Raw genomic sequence first — 16,443 nt, 5'->3', positions numbered from 1 at the left:
CCCGGCGAGGGGAGCCTGGTGAATCTGGCCACGGTGGTGATGCTGAGGGCCACGGAGGACTGGGCTTTCCGGCGTTACCTGGACATGGACCCGCTTTGGGTCGTGGAAGAGAAACCCACAAAAATCGCGACTTGACCCTGGGGAACCAAAATGGATCTGGAGGGGGGATACTGGCGGGCCTCTTCTTGTTACTCTCAGGACCGGATCCAGTCTGTGCGCAGGCCACCTCTCGACCGCTTTCTCCTCGGCGCCGCCCAGCGGCTGCACAGCTGTGAAGGATGGGTTCGCAAAGGCCTCTCCCACGATGAGATTTTGGATCGGCTTACCGTCAGGGTATCCCTACCCCCCTGGCAAAAATTTCGACCCTTTGTCAAGCTTCTCTGGCCCTCGCAGTCGGCAAGCGCCCAACTAACTGGCCCCTGGGATTGCAATTGCTAAGAAAGTTAGCTCTCCTTGGGATCCCTGCGTAATATATTTTTTCACACGCTCCCCTACAAATTCGCCATCCTAAATATTAGCTATTCCAAGTCTTGAGCAGTTGCGAAGGGGGAGAGGCAATGAATGCTCAGCAACGGAGCCAAATCATCGCTTCGGAGTGGATGATCGACAGCCAAAATCCGGTTCATTCCATTTCCCGGCTGAAGCGGCGGGCAACTTACTCCGACGTTACCCTTTGGTGGCTGGTGGTGCAGCTCAATCTGAGCGAGCACAACTCCATTCATTCTGATCCTCGCTAGGATTGACAGCCCAAGGAGAGTCGGTTAGAAGGGAATTCCAGCCCAAAACATCCTCACTCACGAGTCCAACTCGAAAGTTAAAGCAAGCTAAAAAAACAAAAGAAGAGCTGAAACTTGAGGTAAGCAACTTCTCAAGCAACAGCTCTTCCGTTCAAGGCGAGACCAATAGAGAGAAGCGGGGATCCCGATGCTCCCTAATCTGTCGGGGGCAAAGCCGCCACCTGAGCCGGTTGCACCCGCAGGAGGGGCCGTTGCACAATTTCCGTCGGCAGGGCACTGCGCAACTGAGCAGCTACCGCCACCGTTGTAACGTCGTAGGTTTGGGTAGCCAGCCGCGGGTAGAGGCCAATGCCGAGAATCGGCAACAGCAGACAGAGAGCCACCGCCATTTCTCGCGGGCGCAGATCCCCCAGGTAGTCTTCCAACACCAAGCCGGGATCCTGAGCCCCATAGAACACCTGCCGCAGCATAGAGAGCAAGTAAATGGGCGTCAGAATAATGCCCACTGCCGCCAGCAGAGCAATTCCTGCCTTGAAGGTCGGCGCATAGGCATCGCTGGTGATCAAGCCCAAGAACACCGTCAGCTCGCCCACAAATCCGCTCATTCCGGGTAGCGCCAACGAGGCCAGGGATCCTGCTGTAAACAGGGCAAAGGCCTTCGGCATTTGCTTAGCCAACCCGCCCAACTTGTCGAGGGCAAGGGTGTGGGTGCGCTCGTAGGTGATCCCCGTCAGGAAGAACAAAACCGCAGCGATCAGACCGTGGGAGATCATCTGCAAGAGGGCGCCGTTGAGACCTAGCTCCGTAAAAGCGGCAATGCCGATCAAGACAAAGCCCATATGGGCAATGGAGGAATAGGCCAAGCGCCGCTTGAGGTAGTTTTGCCCCAGGGCGGCCAGGGCTCCGTAGACGATGTTCACTGCCCCCAGCACCGCCAGCACTGGCGCGAAGTACACATGCGCCTCCGACAAGATGCCCACGTTTAGGCGGATCAGGCCGTAGCCCCCCATCTTGAGCAGCACCCCGGCCAGGATCATAGAGATGGGCGCCGAGGCTTCGCTATGAGCATCCGGCAGCCAGGTGTGCAGCGGAAAGACCGGCAGCTTCACCCCAAAGGCAATTAGGAAAGCTGCATACGCCAAGATCTGGAGAGCCAGCGGATAGGACTTGGCCCCCAGCTCTGCCATCTCCAAGCTAAAGCCCTCGCTGCCAAAGGCCATCGCCAGGGATCCCACCAGAATGAAAATAGAGGCGGCAGCGGTGTAGAGGATAAACTTGGTGGCGGCGTACTGGCGCTGTGGCCCACCCCAGATGGCAATCAGGAGATAAACGGGCACCAGCTCGATCTCCCACATCAAGAAAAACAGGAGCAGATCCTGCGCCAAGAACACACCCACCTGGGCGCCGTACAGGAGCAGCAGCAAAAAGAAAAATAGACGCGGCTTGTAGGCCACCTCCCAAGCTGCCACAATCGCCAAAGTCGTAATCAAGCCCGACAGCAGCACCAGCGGGAAGGACAGGCCGTCCACCGCCAGCGACCAGTGGAACCCGATCTGGGGCACCCAGGCGTAACGCTCGGCCAGTTGCAGCGAAAAATCCCGCAGGTCGTAGTGCCACCCAAAGATGTAGGCCATCAGGCCCAAATCCAAAGCCCCCACGGCAAGGGCATACCAACGCGCCCAGCAGCTCTGGGGAAGCAGGGGGATCCCAAAGGCACCCAGCAGTGGCAGCAGCACCAGGGCCGACAGCCAAGGAAACTCAAGAGGACTGCTCATGATTGAGAATAGGTACTTATACTCAACATCTCAATGATATGAAGCTATGTAAACAAATGGAAAGCAACCTTTACAAAAAAATCTGCGCAAGAGCGCAGACCTGGACAAGGTTTCTCTGATGGTAAGCATCAAGGCTTGGCAAGAGAGCGGCGATGGCGGCCCGAGGGCAAGCTGCGCTGCCCCAATGCCTAGCTACTCATCTTCGGCAAAAACAAAGCGGTGCAACTCGTCCAGGGTGGGCTCTGGGCTTTCCAGGGCAAAAAGGACTGCGTCTTCCACTACGGCGCTCACTTTCTCGTGAATGGCCTGGAAGTCCGCCTCAGTCATCAAGTTGTGTTCCAAGGCGTAGCGCTCCAGGCGTTTGATGGGATCCCGCTGCCGCCAAAATTCCTTTTCTTCGGGGCTGCGCAGCTCGTCGGGGTCGGCCAAAGAATGGCCGCGGAAGCGGTAAGTGAGGCACTCCAGGAGAGTGGGGCCTTCTCCGGCACGGGCGCGGGCGATGGCCTGCTGAGCTGCTTCCCGCACTGCCAGCACGTCCATGCCGTCTACTTGGTAGCCAGGCATGCCAAAGGCTGGGCCCTTGAGGTAGATGTCGGTTACCGAAGTGGCACGCCTGTGGGCCATGCCAATAGCCCAAAAGTTGTTCTCCACCACGTAGACGATAGGCAACTTCCAGAGGGCGGCCATGTTGAGACATTCGTAAAATTGGCCGTTGTTGCAGGCCCCATCCCCAAAAAAGCAGACGGTTACCTGGTCAGTGCCGCGGTACTTGGCTGAAAACGCTGCCCCTGTAGCCACAGGGATCCCTTCGGCCACAAAGGCATAGCCCCCCAAAAAGTTGTGCTCTGCCGAAAACAGATGCATGGAGCCGCCCCGACCCTTGCTGCAGCCAGTGGCCTTGCCGAAGAGCTCCGCCATCACCGCTCGCGGCGGGATCCCAGCGCTGAGGGCATGCACGTGATCCCGGTAGGTGCTGCAGATATAGTCGGTGGGCTTGAGCGCCTTGATCACCCCCGTGGACACAGCCTCCTGCCCGTTGTAGAGGTGCACAAAGCCGAACATCTTGCCCTTGTAGTACATCTCGGCGCACTTGTCCTCAAACAGGCGGCCCAGCACCATGTCTTCGTAGAGCATTCGAGCCTCTTCGGCGGAGATGCGGGGACTAGCCACGGGAGAGGTAAGTTCCTGAACCATTCTGAAATTCAATTGAGGGTAACCCGTTCTTGCGGCTTTTCAATTATCCCACGCTCAGGAACACCTGCGATCCCGCCAACTGGAGATCGCGGGGGATCCCAGCGGTAGACTGAAAGGTTAAGGCAGGAGGCATTGCCGTTGCAGCAGCCACGTCGAAGTCGGAACTCCGTCCCGCTGAGGCGAAGGCCGCAAGAGCAGGCATCCTGGCAAGGGTCTCGGGTGGCTGGGATCTCTCCCCCGAACCGGAACGGCTGGCCAACATAGCGGGGTGCGCCTATGGGAGCCCGTTGGGTTAGCGGTTTCGTGGCGGTGCTGTTTGCCCTGACGGTTACCCTGCTAGGGGGCTGGTACTTCACGGCAGCCCTTGGGCTGATTATTTTTCTGGCCCAACTGGAGTTCTTTCGTCTGGTGCGGGCTAAGGGCAATGCGCCGGCCATGCGCACCACCATGTTTTCCAGCCAGGTGCTGGTGATTTTGCAGCAGGTCAAGCCCGAGTGGACCAGCCCTGCTTTTATCGTCGCCGGTTCTGTGATCTGCTTTTATCTGCTTTTTAAGCCTAAGCTCGCCACCATTGCCGATATTGCCACCTCGATCCTGGGATTGTTTTACTGCGCGCTATTGCCCAGCTTTTGGATCCGCGTCAGGGCCTTGTCTTTTTCAGAGGGGCTGGGCAAAGGCCTGTGGATTACGCTGTTGGCCATTGGCTGTGTCATTGCTGCCGATGTAGCGGCCTACCTCTGGGGGCGGGCCTTTGGGCGCACCAAGCTCTCCACCCTCAGCCCTAAGAAGACGGTGGAAGGGGCAGTGGCCGGGATCGCAGCCAGCATGGCCCTGGCTATGCTGGGAGCCCACTACCTAAACTGGCCCTGGAGCTGGCTGAGCGGCAGCGTGCTGGGGTTTTTGATTGGGTTAACTAGCCTGCTGGGGGATCTCACCGAGTCCCTCATGAAACGGGATGCGGGAGTAAAAGACTCCGGGGATCTCATTCCCGGCCACGGCGGCATTTTGGATCGGGGCGATAGCTACGTCTTTACCGGGCCGCTGGTGTTTTACTTTATGGAATGTCTGGAATGGCTCAACGCCTATTTCAGCCAATAATCGGGTTTTGTTCCTCAGCCTTCCTTTGCTGCATCTCCAAGATGACTTGTCTGACGTTTTCCAGACAGCAAAATCCCTGCGGGTTGTTCACCTGACAGCCACAGCCCCTGGCTTTGATGTGGTCGGCAATCCCCTTGAGGATAGCCTGGGGCGTTTTGGATCCCTGGAGCTCTTGCCAAATGCGCCGGCGCGTCCATCCAAAACAGTAGCAGACAGGCACGTCCTCGCCACTTTCTTTTTGAAAGACGGGAACCTTGAGGTCGTCAACCCCAAAGCTCTGACCTTCCTCAGAAAAATAGACGACGGGGCAAAGGGGATCCCGACAAAACGCATAGCTGGCGTTAGCATTAAGTTGCTCCAAAGCCTGACAAGACAGAAGGCTCTTCAGCGTAATCAGTTGAACCGGGATCCCTTGCTCCCCGCTCTTTGGACACAAGGGCTGCCAAGCTTTAGCAGAAAATGGGAAAAAGGGTTCTCTTGTCATGGGTTATTAAGCTGTTGCTGTTGAAAGATAGCGCAAGAGGAACTTTTCTCCTGCTCAGAAAATTTTTGTTGACACTTTTCAATGAGTGTCGATAACTCCCCTCTAAGTTCCTGGAGATGGGCAATTGACTTGTCGATTTGTCTTAGTTTTTCAGTTAGCTTTACGTACACCTGCCAACAGGGCAGGGCTTGCCCGTTCTCCTGAAGCAGGAGCAATTCTTTGATCTCGGCCAGGGTAAGTCCCAAAGCCTTAGCGCGGGCAATGAAAGCTAGCCGCTCCAGCTCAGCTTCTCCGTAGAGGCGGTAGCCCCCCTCTGTCCTACGGGGCTTGGGGATGAGCCCCAGGCGCTCGTAGAAGTAGAGGGTTTGGGGGCTGATGCCCAACTTCTCGGCTACCTGACCCACCCGCAGCAGCTCAGACATGCCGGGTTCTCTACCCTCTCTCCAGAAGCTCTCTTAGTCTAAACCCTGTAGCTAACTACAGGGTCAAGAGGGATCCCCAGCAAAGCCCACCCCCCCAAAAGAAAACCCGACGGCTGGGAGTAAGCTTGCTAACCTAGTTAGGGTAGTCCTTTGAGCAACCCAGCCTCCGCATGACTGCTGCACCTTCCCTCGCCAACCTGCCCAGCCAGTACAACCCCTTTGAGACCGAGCCCAAGTGGCAGCGCTTTTGGGAGGAAAAGGGGTTTTACGTGGCGGATCCCAAGGCGCCGGGGGAAGCCTTCAGCATGGTCCTGCCCCCGCCCAATGTCACGGGCAGCCTGCACATGGGCCATGCCTTTGCCTTTACCCTGCCGGATGTGGTGGTGCGCTACAAGCGCATGCGCGGCTACAACGTCCTCTGGCTGCCGGGCACGGATCATGCCAGCATTGCCGTGCACACCATTCTGGAAAACCAACTGCGCCAGGAGGGCAAGAGCCGCTTTGACCTGGGCCGCGAGGCTTTTCTAGAGCGGGCCTGGGCTTGGAAGGAGGAGTCGCAGGGCACCATCAAAAGCCAACTGCGGCGGCTGGGCTTGTCGCTGGACTGGACACGGGATCGCTTTACCCTCGATGAGGGGCTGAGCCGGGCCGTTACGGAAGCCTTTGTCCGCCTCTACGAAGCAGGGCTCATCTATCGGGGCGAGTATCTGGTCAACTGGTGTCCGGCCACCCAGTCGGCGGTCTCCGACATCGAGGTGGACAACAAAGAGGTCAAGGGCCACCTCTGGCATTTCCGCTACCCCTTGGCCGCCGACCCCAGCCAGTACCTGGTGGTGGCCACCACCCGCCCTGAGACAATGCTGGGGGATACAGCCGTGGCGGTTAACCCCCAAGACGAGCGCTACCGCCATCTCATCGGCCAGTTTGTCCGGCTGCCCATCAAGGATCGCCTTATCCCCATCATTGCCGACGAGTATGTGGATCCCACCTTTGGGTCTGGATGCGTCAAGGTTACCCCAGCCCACGACCCCAACGACTTTGAGATGGGCCAGCGCCACCAGTTGCCCTTGATCAACATCCTCAACAAGGACGGCACCCTCAACGAGAACGGGGATCCCTTCACCGGCCTGGATCGCTTTGTGGCCCGCGAGAAGGTGGTGCAGTGGTTTGCCGAGCACGGCCTGCTGGAGAAGGTGGAAGAGTACACCCACACCGTGCCCTATAGCGACCGGGGGGGTGTGCCCATTGAGCCTTTGCTCTCCATCCAGTGGTTTTGCGATGTCTCGGGGATGGCAGCTCGTTGCTTGCAGGAGGAGCGGGAACACCACAACCCCCGCTTTATTCCGGAGCGCTGGACCAAGGTTTACACGGGCTGGCTGGAGAAGCTGCGCCCCTGGTGCATCTCGCGACAACTGTGGTGGGGGCACCAGATCCCAGCCTGGTATCCGGTCATCAACGGCCAGCTCCCTGAGGATCCCCAGGTTTTTGTGGTGGCTCGCAATGAGGAGGAAGCCTGGATCAAGGCGCGGGAGAAGTTTGGTCCAGAAGTTGAGCGGCTGGAGCGGGATCCCGATGTTTTGGACACCTGGTTTAGCTCGGCTCTGTGGCCCTTTTCCACGCTGGGCTGGCCAGAGGAGACGGAGGACTTCAAGCGCTACTACCCCACCTCCCTGATGTCGACGGGCTTCGACATCATCTTTTTCTGGGTGGCCCGCATGGCCATGATGGGGGTGCAGTTTACCGGCCAGATCCCCTTCAAAGATGTCTACATCAACGGCCTGGTGCGGGACGAGCACGGGGCGAAGATGTCCAAGTCCAAGGGCAACGGCATCGATCCCATCGAGCTCTTGGACAAGTACGGCACCGATGCCCTGCGCTACGCTCTGGTCAGGGAAGTGGTGGGGGCCGGGCAGGATATCCGCTTGGCTTACGACCGCAAGACCGGCGAGAGTGCCAGCGTGGAGGCAGCCCGCAACTTTGCCAACAAGATCTGGAACGCCTCCCGCTTTGTGTTGATGAACTTGGAGGGACAGACCCCCGCCCAACTGGGATCCCCTGTCCCGGAAGCGCTGGAGCCGGCCGATCGCTGGATCCTCTCCCGGCTGCACTCCACAGCCACCCAAGTGATCGAGGAGCTGGAAGCCTACGGCCTGGGCGAGGGGGCGCGGCTTCTGTACTCCCTAATTTGGGACGACTTTTGTGACTGGTACATCGAGCTGGCTAAACCTCGGCTGCGGGGAGAAGACCTGGCCTCCAAGCGCACGGCGCAGCAGATATTGGCCACCGTGCTGGAGACCATTCTGCGGCTGCTGCACCCCTGGATGCCCCACGTCACCGAGGAAGTCTGGCAACTCCTCACCCAGGCTAACCAAACCACTTCCATCTCGGTGCAGCCCTATCCCACCCCTGACCCCAGCTGGGTTAACCCCCAACTGGAGCGGGAGTTTGGCTTGGTCACCCAAGTCATCACCAGCCTGCGCAACCTGCGAGCGGAAGCTGGCCTCAAGCCCCATCAAACCATCGCCGCGCTGCTGGTTACCGAGGATCCTGAAGAGCAGCGGATTCTCACCGCCGCCCAGGCCTACATCCGCGAGCTGGCCAAGGTGGAGTCCTTAGAAATCACGGGATCCCTGGCCAGGGATCCCAAGCAGGTGGCGGCTGCCGTAGTGGGCACAGTGCAGGTGCTGGTGCCCCTGGCAGGGCTGGTGGATGTGGAGGCGCTGCGGGCCAAGGTGCAAAAAGATCTGGCCAAGCTGGAAAAAGAAGCCCAAGGGATCCGCGCCCGCCTGGAGAACCCCAATTTCCTCAGCCGGGCCAACCCCGAAGTGGTGCAGGCCAGCCGCGAGCAACTGGCGGAGCTGGAGGCCCAGATGCAGCTTTTGCAAGCCCGCATGGAAAAGTTGGGCTAGAGCAGTGGGGAGCGCTCTCCTTGGCGGCTCTTGCCCTGGGCAGCCGACTTTCGTAGCCTCGAGCTTAATGGCACCGGCTATTTTTGCGAAATTGCAGTGGCCATTCCCCATCTCTGTGTTACGATAAGGCTTAGCTCGAGATAAATGTCGGTTGTAGCGTTCGGTTCTTCCGGTCTGGACGGGTTTTCACGTTTTGTATTGGCAGACGGCTCTCCGAATATCTCGCTTGTTCCTCTCTCTTTCGGAGATCGTCGATGTCGATTTATGTAGGTAACCTTTCCTTTAAGGTGACGGAAGCGGAATTGACCGCTGTGTTTGCCGAGTACGGTTCTGTGAAGCGGGTGCAGATCCCCACCGACCGCGAGACGGGCCGCATCCGCGGCTTTGGGTTTGTGGAAATGAGCTCTGAGGCCGAAGAGCAGGCTGCCATTGCCGCTCTGGATGGCGCGGAATGGATGGGCCGCGACCTCAAGGTCAACAAGGCTCGCCCGCGGGAAGAACGCCCCACCTCCGGTTTCCGCTCTGGTAACGGCGGCGAGCGGCGGCGCAACTTCCAATCTCGCTATTAACTCGCTATTAAAACGTCAACCCCTCACCCCCGGCCCCTCTCCCAGAGGGAGAGGGGGGTTGGGGATCGAGACAACGAGCCTTTTCTTGCAACTAAGCCGGCGGTTTGTCCGGCCAGGGCTCTGTCAGGTCAACGGCTAGGGGATCCCAGTCCCAGCCCCAGTCGCGGGCAATGGCCTGGGTGAGGCCCAACTGGCCAGCGCCCGGGTAGCGGGCCAGGGCCAACAGGAGATCCACCAGTTGCTCGCCAGTGGGGGTGCGGCCAAAAATGTGCAGCCCATCCCGGATCTGGGATTCTTTGAGCTCGCAGAGGTAGCCATCGAGGCGGCCCCAGTCTTCCTCTTTCTCCAGGTTGAACTGCCAGTCCAGCTGCTCTCGGCGAACCAGCTCTTGGATCTGGGCGCGAATCAGGGGGCAGCGGCCCGGATCCATCTGCTGGGCCTCGTAGTACTCGTCCATCAGCCGCTCCAACTCTGCCAAGGGGCCGTAGAGCTCGGCGCGGGTCAGGGGCGGGGTGAGGTGGTCGAGGATCACCGCTTGGGCCCGCCGCTTGGCCTGGGATCCTTCGCCGGGGTCGTTGACGATGAAAGGATAGAAGTGGGGCAGAGGCCCTAGGGCAATTTCTGGGTAGCAGGTGGCGGAAAGGGCGGATCCCTTGCCGGGCAGCCACTCCAGGTTGCCGTGCTTGCCCACATGCACCACCGCGTGGACGCCGAACACCTGGCGCAGCCACAGGTAAAAGGCCAGGTACTCGTGGGGTGGCACCAGATCCGGAGCGTGGTAGTTCAAAGAGGGATCCCGGTCGTAGCCCCGCGGCGGCTGGATCCCGACAAAAACGTGCTCCAACTGCAGGCCGACAATGGGGATGTCGTGGGCAGGCGGATCCCCCCACTGCCGCAGCAGATCGCCTTGGACAGCGGCAGGCAACTGGGCAAACCACTCCCGATAGAGGGCAGCCGGCAGCACCTGCCGCGCCGGGCGTAGGGATCCCAGCGGATCATAGGTTTGGCCCTGGGTTAGCCAGCGGATGAGCTCATCTCCGCTCTGGGGCAGTGGACAGGCGCGGTAGCCGGCTTGCGCCAGGGCTTTGAGGATCTCGACGCAGCTTGCCGGTGTATCCAACCCTACCCCATTGGCCAGCCGCCCATCCCGGCTGGGGTAGTTGGCCAAAATCAAGGCCAGACGGCGCTGCTCGGCAGGGGTGCGCCGCAGCTTTACCCAGTTGGCCGCCAGCTCGGCCACAAACGCCACCCGATCCGGCACGGCCTCATAGGCCATGATCTCCGTCTGCAGGCGGGGATCCCACTGTTGAACCGTCTTGAACGAGATGGCCCGGCTGAGGATGCGCCCGTCCACCTCTGGCAGCACCACGTTCATGGCCAGATCCCGCGCCCCCAAGCCTCGCGTGGCGTTCTCCCAGCGCTCCCGCGACCCGCTGCTCAAGACCACCTGCACAACCGGCACATCCAGCTCCTGCCAAAGGCGAACATCGGGCTGCTCGCTCTCCAGCCGAGCGAGGGAAAAACTGGTGGTGTTCAACAAAAGTTCAATTTGGCCGCCGAAGTGCTCCCGCATGGCCTGGGGCAAGTCCGGCTCCTGCAGGCTGTAGGTATAAAGACACAGCGGCTGCAACCCCCGCTCCTGCAGGGCTTCGGCCAGGGCATCTATGGGCTGCGTATTCCCCGCCAAAACATGGGCCCGGTAGAGCAGGATCCCTACCTTGGGGGCGTGGGGATCCCTGGGCAGGGGGGGATGGTAGATCCCCAGGCGGGGCAGCACCTGCGGCTCCGGCACGGCGTACTCCTGCCCCAGGAACTCCCTGGCCAAGAGTTTCAAGCAGGCCGCCACATTGGCCGCCCCCCCTTCCAGCCAGTACTGCCACACCCGGTCTGCCACCGCTAGGGGCACGGTGGAGTGGCTGACCAAATCCCAGTCGGGGCGGTCATCCCCAGGGATCACAATCAGGGTGGATCCCGCTGCTGCCGCTACCTCTTTGGCCACCTCCAGGCCATAGCTCCAGTAGGCCCTTCCCCCCAAAAGGCGAAGGAGCACCACCTGGGCCCGCCGCAACACTTTCTCGGCGTAGTCGTCGATGCTCAGGGGCTGTTGCAACTGCAGCAAATTGGCCGCCCGCACCGCTGGAAAATCAGCCGGCAGCAGCCGCATCGCCGCGCTCAAGGCCGTCAGATCCGTGTCGGCTGCCGACAGGACAACGATGGGGGCCGGATCCTGCTCCAGGAAAACGACCCCGCCTTGCGAAGGATCCCATCCCCCTGGCAAAGCGGCTATCCGATGCATAGAACCAGCGCCAAGCGCTCCGCCAGTAACTTCTCCTCAGCGTACACCTCAGCTTAGCGACCGTACTTAAGCACAAAAGCAGCCTGCCCGCCGGCGCTGGTCTGGCCGGGGAAAGTTCCCTGGTTGACACTCCCACCCAGGGGATTCTTACGCAGCCCAAAATGGACTCGCAAAGGCGCTGTCAAGACGCCCCTAGACAGTCCTTTGAGGCATAACCTCAAAGTTCTGCTTACTTCGGACTTAAGTTCCTCCAGGTTAGTTATTGCCGCGCGGGTTTTGCACCGCAGTAGGTTGTTTTCCTGGAGAAGCTCTGTACTAACTATAACAAAGAAGCAACTAAAGTTGCTCAAGGGCTTTTCCGCCCCGCACTCAAGTACGGGGCTACCAAGCTATCCTCTTGTGTACTTGCGCAAGAAAACATCGCTGCTCCCCGCCGAGCTTTGGCCAAAAAAGTTTCCCTCGGTTGCCCCTGCCACCCAAACATTTCCCTGGGCATCAATCGCGATGGCGCGGGCTTCGTCAGAGGAAGGGGTGCCCAACTGGCGCAGCCAAGGGCCGCGACCACACCCAAAACCTAAGCCGACACAAGCTAAGCCGCCCAGAACTGCTCTAGCCAGTGCCTGTCTCCTGCTCATAGGCCCTCTTTTCCGAGCTACTCCCCGTTTCATTCCCTCCCACACCCCTGTCTGGTCGAGGGCAATCAAATCCTCCGCTGGAATATCCCTGACTTCTTGACTATAAGCTAGTCGTTCTCTTTGCACCTCTTCTTCTTGGTCTCTCGCACTGCGGTAAGTCTTTTTTTAGAGTCATTCCTTGCTTTTTCAAGAGATTGTGTATCGTGACGGTACTCACATCAATCGCTAAGCCCTCCCGCAAGAGTTCTTGATACTGCCACAGGTAGAAGTCTGGTTGTTCCGCAATAATTGCCATCACTTTCTTGAGAATCTTCCCTCAAAGCGATCCCCGCCCGGAAGGGCTAGGAAGAGCTGAAAATTCTCTTCCCTACCATTGTGGGAGGTAGCTGTCATTAGCAAGAAATGGCGCGTTAGCTGGGAGAGCAACTTACCTAGCTTATAGCGCTTGTTTTCCTTGACTTCTCCGCCGAAAAAAGAGGCCGAGAGCTTGTGAGCCTCATTGACAGCAATCAAATCCCAATCTGTTGCCTTCAGCTTTTCTTGCAGCGCCTCATCTCGGCTCAGTTTATCCAGCCGGGCAATCAGCAAAGGGATCTCTTGAAACAAATTTCCCGTTCGCGCAGCTTCAATCCGCTGCAGCACTAGGCTGCCAGGACAGACAATGAGACAACGGTGCAGATTGCCGCGAATCAAGAGCCCCGCCATAACTCTCTTGCCGGCGCCGGGATCTTCAGCCAGCAAAAAGCGCAGCGGCTGCCGCGTCAGCATTTTTTCATAGACGGCGCTAATCTGGTAGGGCAGAGGTTCCGCCAGGGAGGTATGAACTGGAAGTAGGGGATTGAAAAGTGGGCTAGACGAATTCGTTAGGCTTCGGAAACCAGCGGGAACAGAGCCTCATCTCCCTTGAAGTTCCAGAAAAATCCCTCGGCTACAACTTCTGGGGCCGTCTCTTTGTCCCGAAACACTCCCCCGACTAAAGTCGGGGGATTCCTACGCAGTCCACAAGCGGACTCATCAAGTCGTTGTCAAGACGCCCCTACACAGTTCTCTAGGGCAAAGCCCTAAGGTTCTGCTTACTTCGCTGAGCAACGCCCCCACCCCAGGCACTGGAAGGAAGAAAGCCGGGATCGCCTACAGAGATAGGCCCAGCTTCAGTCCCAGCAAAGCATGGGCGAAGAGCACGCAGAGGATGAGGCTGCCTAAGTAGGCATGGGTGGTGCGCAGGACCTCGCGGTTGCCCCCAAAGCCACTTAGGGACAGGGCACCGTTGGCTGCCAACAGCAGCAACACCAGGGATCCCGTCCAAAAATGGGGGCTGCTCAGCAGGGGCTGGCCCTGCATGACCAAGGAGAGAAGGCCGCCGGTGTAGCCTAGGGCAATGAAGGTGGCCATCCAAGGGGCCAGCTTGCGGTGATCCCAAAGCGGCTTTTGGGCCGATTCCGGCAGGGATCCCTCGGCTGCTAGGCGCAAGACCCGCCCCCGCCAGCCGGTCAGGCCGACAAAGCTGCCCATGACCACTACCACAATGCCCATCATCAAAGGATGTCCCCATTGCACGATTGGCTGGGGCAGGTTGAAGCCGGCAAAAAACTGGGCCACCGGCTGCAAGGCAGCCGTCAACCTCTCCGAAGTTGCCGACAGATCGGGCAGAGCCACACTCAGCATAGGGATCCCTCCACCTTCGGGACAACTACAACTTCTTAACAAATCTACAACAAACCCACTTTCGATGACAGATGCCGGCGGGAAGCTTCAGGGGGTGCAGCCGCAACGGTAAAATGTCTAGCGGTGAAGCCGTGGTCGGCCACAGATCTTCGGCTGCCGCCTGCTGATGAGCAAAACGGAGTTATTCACATGGCCAAGTTGTTGTTGGGGGATCAGTCCTTTGAAGTTGAGCTGCTGACGGATGTGCCCACCAATTGGCCTGGAATTAAAGTCATGTCCAAGGGCGCCAAACTGGATATCCCAGCAGGAACAGTGGTGAGGGTGGAGTCGGAAGATGACCATGTAACCGGCTCTTACAAGGTGGTTTATCGTCTGGCTCCCGCCTATCCTCGCAGTTGGCGGCTGCTTCTGGAGCGGGAGAGTGCCGCTGCACCGCAAGCGGAAGCGGCTCCAGCGACCAAACCTGCTCAGGTTGCCCCTTCGGCAGCCTCGTCCCTGCCCAACAGCGACAAGATCTTCACCATCAAGGTAGCCGGTCTGGTGGGAGGGGGCGTGCGCAAAAGCGTTGTCGAGTACAAAGTGCCCTTCAGCCGCCTTTCTCAAGAAGTAAAGCGGATTACCCAAAGGGGGGGCAAGATCGTCAGCATTACGGAGTCCAATTTGTTGAGCAACCTCGACTAACTTGCCTGGAAGGCATCTGGGGCGGTGGGCTTTGGCTCTGCTGCCACTTCTATGGGCTGGGGTGCTACCTGGGCGAGGAAAGGGATCCCTGGGCGTTTTGGAGGGAACCACGGGCAAGGGCTTCCCTATCCTCAACCAGGAGATGGGGGTGGTAGGCTGACGTTGGTTTTGCCGGTGAGGAGGAGGACATGACGTCTCGACAGCCGCCGACGCGCCGGGGCGGCCATCCAGTTCCTAGGGCAAAAAGGGGATCCCCCTTCCTGGGCCGAAGTCTTTCTAGCTCTGCGCAGCGACCGCCAACCCAGTTGCGCTTCCGGCTGCTCCGCTTCTTGGCTTTGTTGACCACAGTGCTGGGATTTGGGACGGGAGCCCTGGTGGCCTGGGCCACTGCCCATCCTGGTTGGGTGAGCCGCCTGTCGGGGCTGCTGCCACCCCCAGCCGAGTTGCCAGCGCCTCGGGCCGAGGCCAAGGCAGCCCGACAGCGCCCGCCCCTCCCCCAACAGCCGCAACTGCAGCGGGATCCCTTTGCGTTGGATCCCTTGGCCAGCCTCTCCTACGTGCCCGCCATCATGTATCACGATGTGGTGGCCGGCCGCAAAGAGGTTTGGTTTGACACCACGGCGGCGGAGCTGCGACAGCACTTTGAAGCCATCAAGCAGGCGGGGCTGATTCCCATCCACATCGACCAGCTTTACAAACACCTGCGAGATGGGGATCCCTTGCCGGAAAAGGCCATTTTGCTCACCTTTGACGACGCCTACCTTGGGCTTTACGAAAACGCCTACCCGCTTTTGAAGGAGTACAACTACCCCGCCACCTACTTTGTGCAGACCGGCTTTGTCGGCGTGCCCACCAGCAAAGATCACTTCACCTGGGATCAGATGCGGGAGATGGATGCCAGCGGGTTGATCGACTTTGCTGCCCACACCGTCAACCATCCCCCTGACCTACGGGTGCTAGACGATGCCCGCCTGCGGCGAGAGGTGTTTGACTGCAAGACCAAGCTGGAAGAGGAGCTGGGCCACCCCATCCACTACTTCGCCTATCCGGAAGGCAATCGGGACGAGCGGGTAAAGCAATACCTGGCCGAGGCGGGTTACTGGATGGCCTTTACAATGGATCCCGGCTTTACGGGACAGTCGCCCAACTTGCTGGAGGTACGGCGCTTTAACCAGTTTCGCATCACCGAGGCCATCATCGGCGCCCGCACCTTCACCCTCAGCCGCAGCCCCGACTACTGGCTGGATGTGACTCAGCCCCTGGCCCCGACCGATGAGGTCATTGACGGGGTGAGGATCCTCACCATCCGCGGCGGACGGGCAGCCACGGTGCACGCGGAGCGGCGCTACGAGGTGAGAACCTTGGCCCAGCGCTACCAGGCCGATGCCGGCATCAACGGCAGCTTCTTCTCCATTCCTTGGATCAACTCCGCCAGCAACGTCATGGTGGGACCGGTGATGGCCGCCAACCACAAGACGTTCATCCCCGGTCGCCCCGAAGACGACAAGGTGGTGCGCGGTCGCCCCCTGGTGCTGCTGGGCAGGGATCGGCTGCGCTTTGTGCCTTTTGATCCCGACACTATGACCCGGCTTGAGAACATCCGCCAGTTGATGCCGGATGTTACGGATCTGTTTGTGGCGGGCCTGTGGCTGGTTAAGGACGGCCATGCCCTCTCCCAGGCGGAGATCGATTCCTTCCGCCTCTCTAGCGCCGCCGAGTTTCGCCCCAGGGCTTTCTTTGGGGTGGACAACCAAGACCAGGTAGTGATCGGAGTTACCAAAACCCACGTCAACGCCGCCATCCTGGCCCGTCTTCTGCCCAAAAGTGGGATCCGCGAGGCGGTGCTGCTGGACTCCGGCTTTAGCACATCGCTAGTCTACCGGGGACAGATTTTGGCCACTGGCCATGCCGGCCCCAACCAGCCCAGCCGCCCTGTGCCCCATGCCATTCTGCTCTACGACCTGAACCGCCTATGGGC

General features: G+C 59.5%; 14 protein-coding genes and 1 pseudogene. 6 read left to right on the top strand and 9 right to left on the bottom strand.

All coding sequences use genetic code 11. The features are described 5' to 3' along the window. The first annotated feature begins 557 nt into the window (after positions 1-557). Positions 558-737 (top strand): hypothetical protein, encoded by a 180-nt coding sequence (locus NW809_RS04530; RefSeq protein ID WP_011429425.1) that lies wholly within the window; start codon positions 558-560, stop codon positions 735-737. A 194-nt stretch (positions 738-931) separates the two neighbouring features. Here NW809_RS04530 and NW809_RS04525 read toward each other — a convergent pair whose 3' ends face one another. Together NW809_RS04525 and pdhA are read right to left on the bottom strand one after the other, a co-directional pair. Continuing rightward, positions 932-2,512 (bottom strand): NAD(P)H-quinone oxidoreductase subunit 4, encoded by a 1,581-nt coding sequence (locus NW809_RS04525; protein ID WP_414401618.1) that lies wholly within the window; start codon positions 2,510-2,512, stop codon positions 932-934. Positions 2,513-2,704: 192 nt separating this feature from the next. Next, positions 2,705-3,706 carry a pyruvate dehydrogenase (acetyl-transferring) E1 component subunit alpha gene (gene pdhA / locus NW809_RS04520; RefSeq protein WP_414401617.1) on the bottom strand — a complete coding sequence of 334 codons (1,002 nt, stop codon included), beginning with the start codon at positions 3,704-3,706 and terminating at the stop codon, positions 2,705-2,707. Between the two features lie 276 nt (positions 3,707-3,982). Here pdhA and NW809_RS04515 point away from each other — a divergent pair, with 276 nt between their 5' ends. Next, positions 3,983-4,804, top strand: coding sequence for a phosphatidate cytidylyltransferase (locus NW809_RS04515; RefSeq protein WP_414401616.1), 822 nt, complete (start codon positions 3,983-3,985; stop codon positions 4,802-4,804). On the opposite strand, the gene NW809_RS04510 is transcribed toward NW809_RS04515, so the two are convergent. Both NW809_RS04510 and NW809_RS04505 read right to left on the bottom strand, forming a co-directional pair. Beyond that, a complete protein-coding gene (locus NW809_RS04510; protein ID WP_414401615.1) occupies positions 4,794-5,240 on the bottom strand; it encodes a putative iron-sulfur cluster-binding metallochaperone in 447 nt (148 codons plus the stop codon). The two genes, NW809_RS04515 and NW809_RS04510, sit on opposite strands and share 11 nt — an antisense overlap. Positions 5,241-5,284: 44 nt before the next feature. Continuing rightward, on the bottom strand, positions 5,285-5,710 hold the full coding sequence (locus NW809_RS04505) for a heavy metal-responsive transcriptional regulator (RefSeq protein ID WP_414401614.1): 426 nt from the start codon (positions 5,708-5,710) through the stop codon (positions 5,285-5,287). Between the two features lie 170 nt (positions 5,711-5,880). Here NW809_RS04505 and NW809_RS04500 point away from each other — a divergent pair, with 170 nt between their 5' ends. Both NW809_RS04500 and NW809_RS04495 read left to right on the top strand, forming a co-directional pair. Beyond that, positions 5,881-8,619, top strand: coding sequence for a valine--tRNA ligase (locus NW809_RS04500; protein ID WP_414401613.1), 2,739 nt, complete (start codon positions 5,881-5,883; stop codon positions 8,617-8,619). A gap of 254 nt (positions 8,620-8,873) precedes the next feature. Next, positions 8,874-9,188, top strand: coding sequence for an RNA recognition motif domain-containing protein (locus NW809_RS04495; RefSeq protein ID WP_011429415.1), 315 nt, complete (start codon positions 8,874-8,876; stop codon positions 9,186-9,188). A gap of 91 nt (positions 9,189-9,279) precedes the next feature. Here the strand turns inward: NW809_RS04495 and cobN are convergent, their stop codons facing one another. The 5 genes and pseudogenes from cobN to NW809_RS04470 all read right to left on the bottom strand — a co-directional run bounded on the left by cobN (position 9,280) and on the right by NW809_RS04470 (position 13,784). Next, entirely contained in the window at positions 9,280-11,484 is a 2,205-nt protein-coding gene (gene cobN / locus NW809_RS04490; RefSeq protein WP_099812448.1) for a cobaltochelatase subunit CobN, read from the bottom strand. A 389-nt stretch (positions 11,485-11,873) separates the two neighbouring features. Continuing rightward, complete coding sequence (locus NW809_RS04485) at positions 11,874-12,119, bottom strand: SBBP repeat-containing protein (protein WP_414401619.1); 246 nt, start codon at positions 12,117-12,119, stop codon at positions 11,874-11,876. A gap of 12 nt (positions 12,120-12,131) precedes the next feature. Then, a pseudogene (locus NW809_RS04480) lies at positions 12,132-12,423 on the bottom strand (IS630 family transposase); the annotation flags it as partial. After that, positions 12,414-12,860 (bottom strand): hypothetical protein, encoded by a 447-nt coding sequence (locus NW809_RS04475; RefSeq protein ID WP_414401612.1) that lies wholly within the window; start codon positions 12,858-12,860, stop codon positions 12,414-12,416. The gene NW809_RS04475 and the pseudogene NW809_RS04480, both read right to left, overlap by 10 nt. A 390-nt stretch (positions 12,861-13,250) precedes the next feature. Beyond that, on the bottom strand, positions 13,251-13,784 hold the full coding sequence (locus NW809_RS04470) for a DUF4079 domain-containing protein (protein WP_414401611.1): 534 nt from the start codon (positions 13,782-13,784) through the stop codon (positions 13,251-13,253). A 189-nt stretch (positions 13,785-13,973) separates the two neighbouring features. Here NW809_RS04470 and NW809_RS04465 point away from each other — a divergent pair, with 189 nt between their 5' ends. Together NW809_RS04465 and NW809_RS04460 are read left to right on the top strand one after the other, a co-directional pair. Continuing rightward, positions 13,974-14,465 (top strand): phycobilisome linker polypeptide, encoded by a 492-nt coding sequence (locus NW809_RS04465; protein ID WP_099812449.1) that lies wholly within the window; start codon positions 13,974-13,976, stop codon positions 14,463-14,465. Positions 14,466-14,653: 188 nt separating this feature from the next. Continuing rightward, on the top strand, positions 14,654-16,443 hold a 1,790-nt coding region (locus NW809_RS04460), incomplete at its 3' end, for a polysaccharide deacetylase family protein (protein WP_414401610.1).

The organism is Synechococcus sp. WC101 (assembly GCF_047461555.1).
Classification (GTDB): domain Bacteria; phylum Cyanobacteriota; class Cyanobacteriia; order Thermostichales; family Thermostichaceae; genus Thermostichus.
Note: the sequence above shows the minus strand (reverse complement) of the source record. Positions and strands in the feature narration are given on the sequence as shown.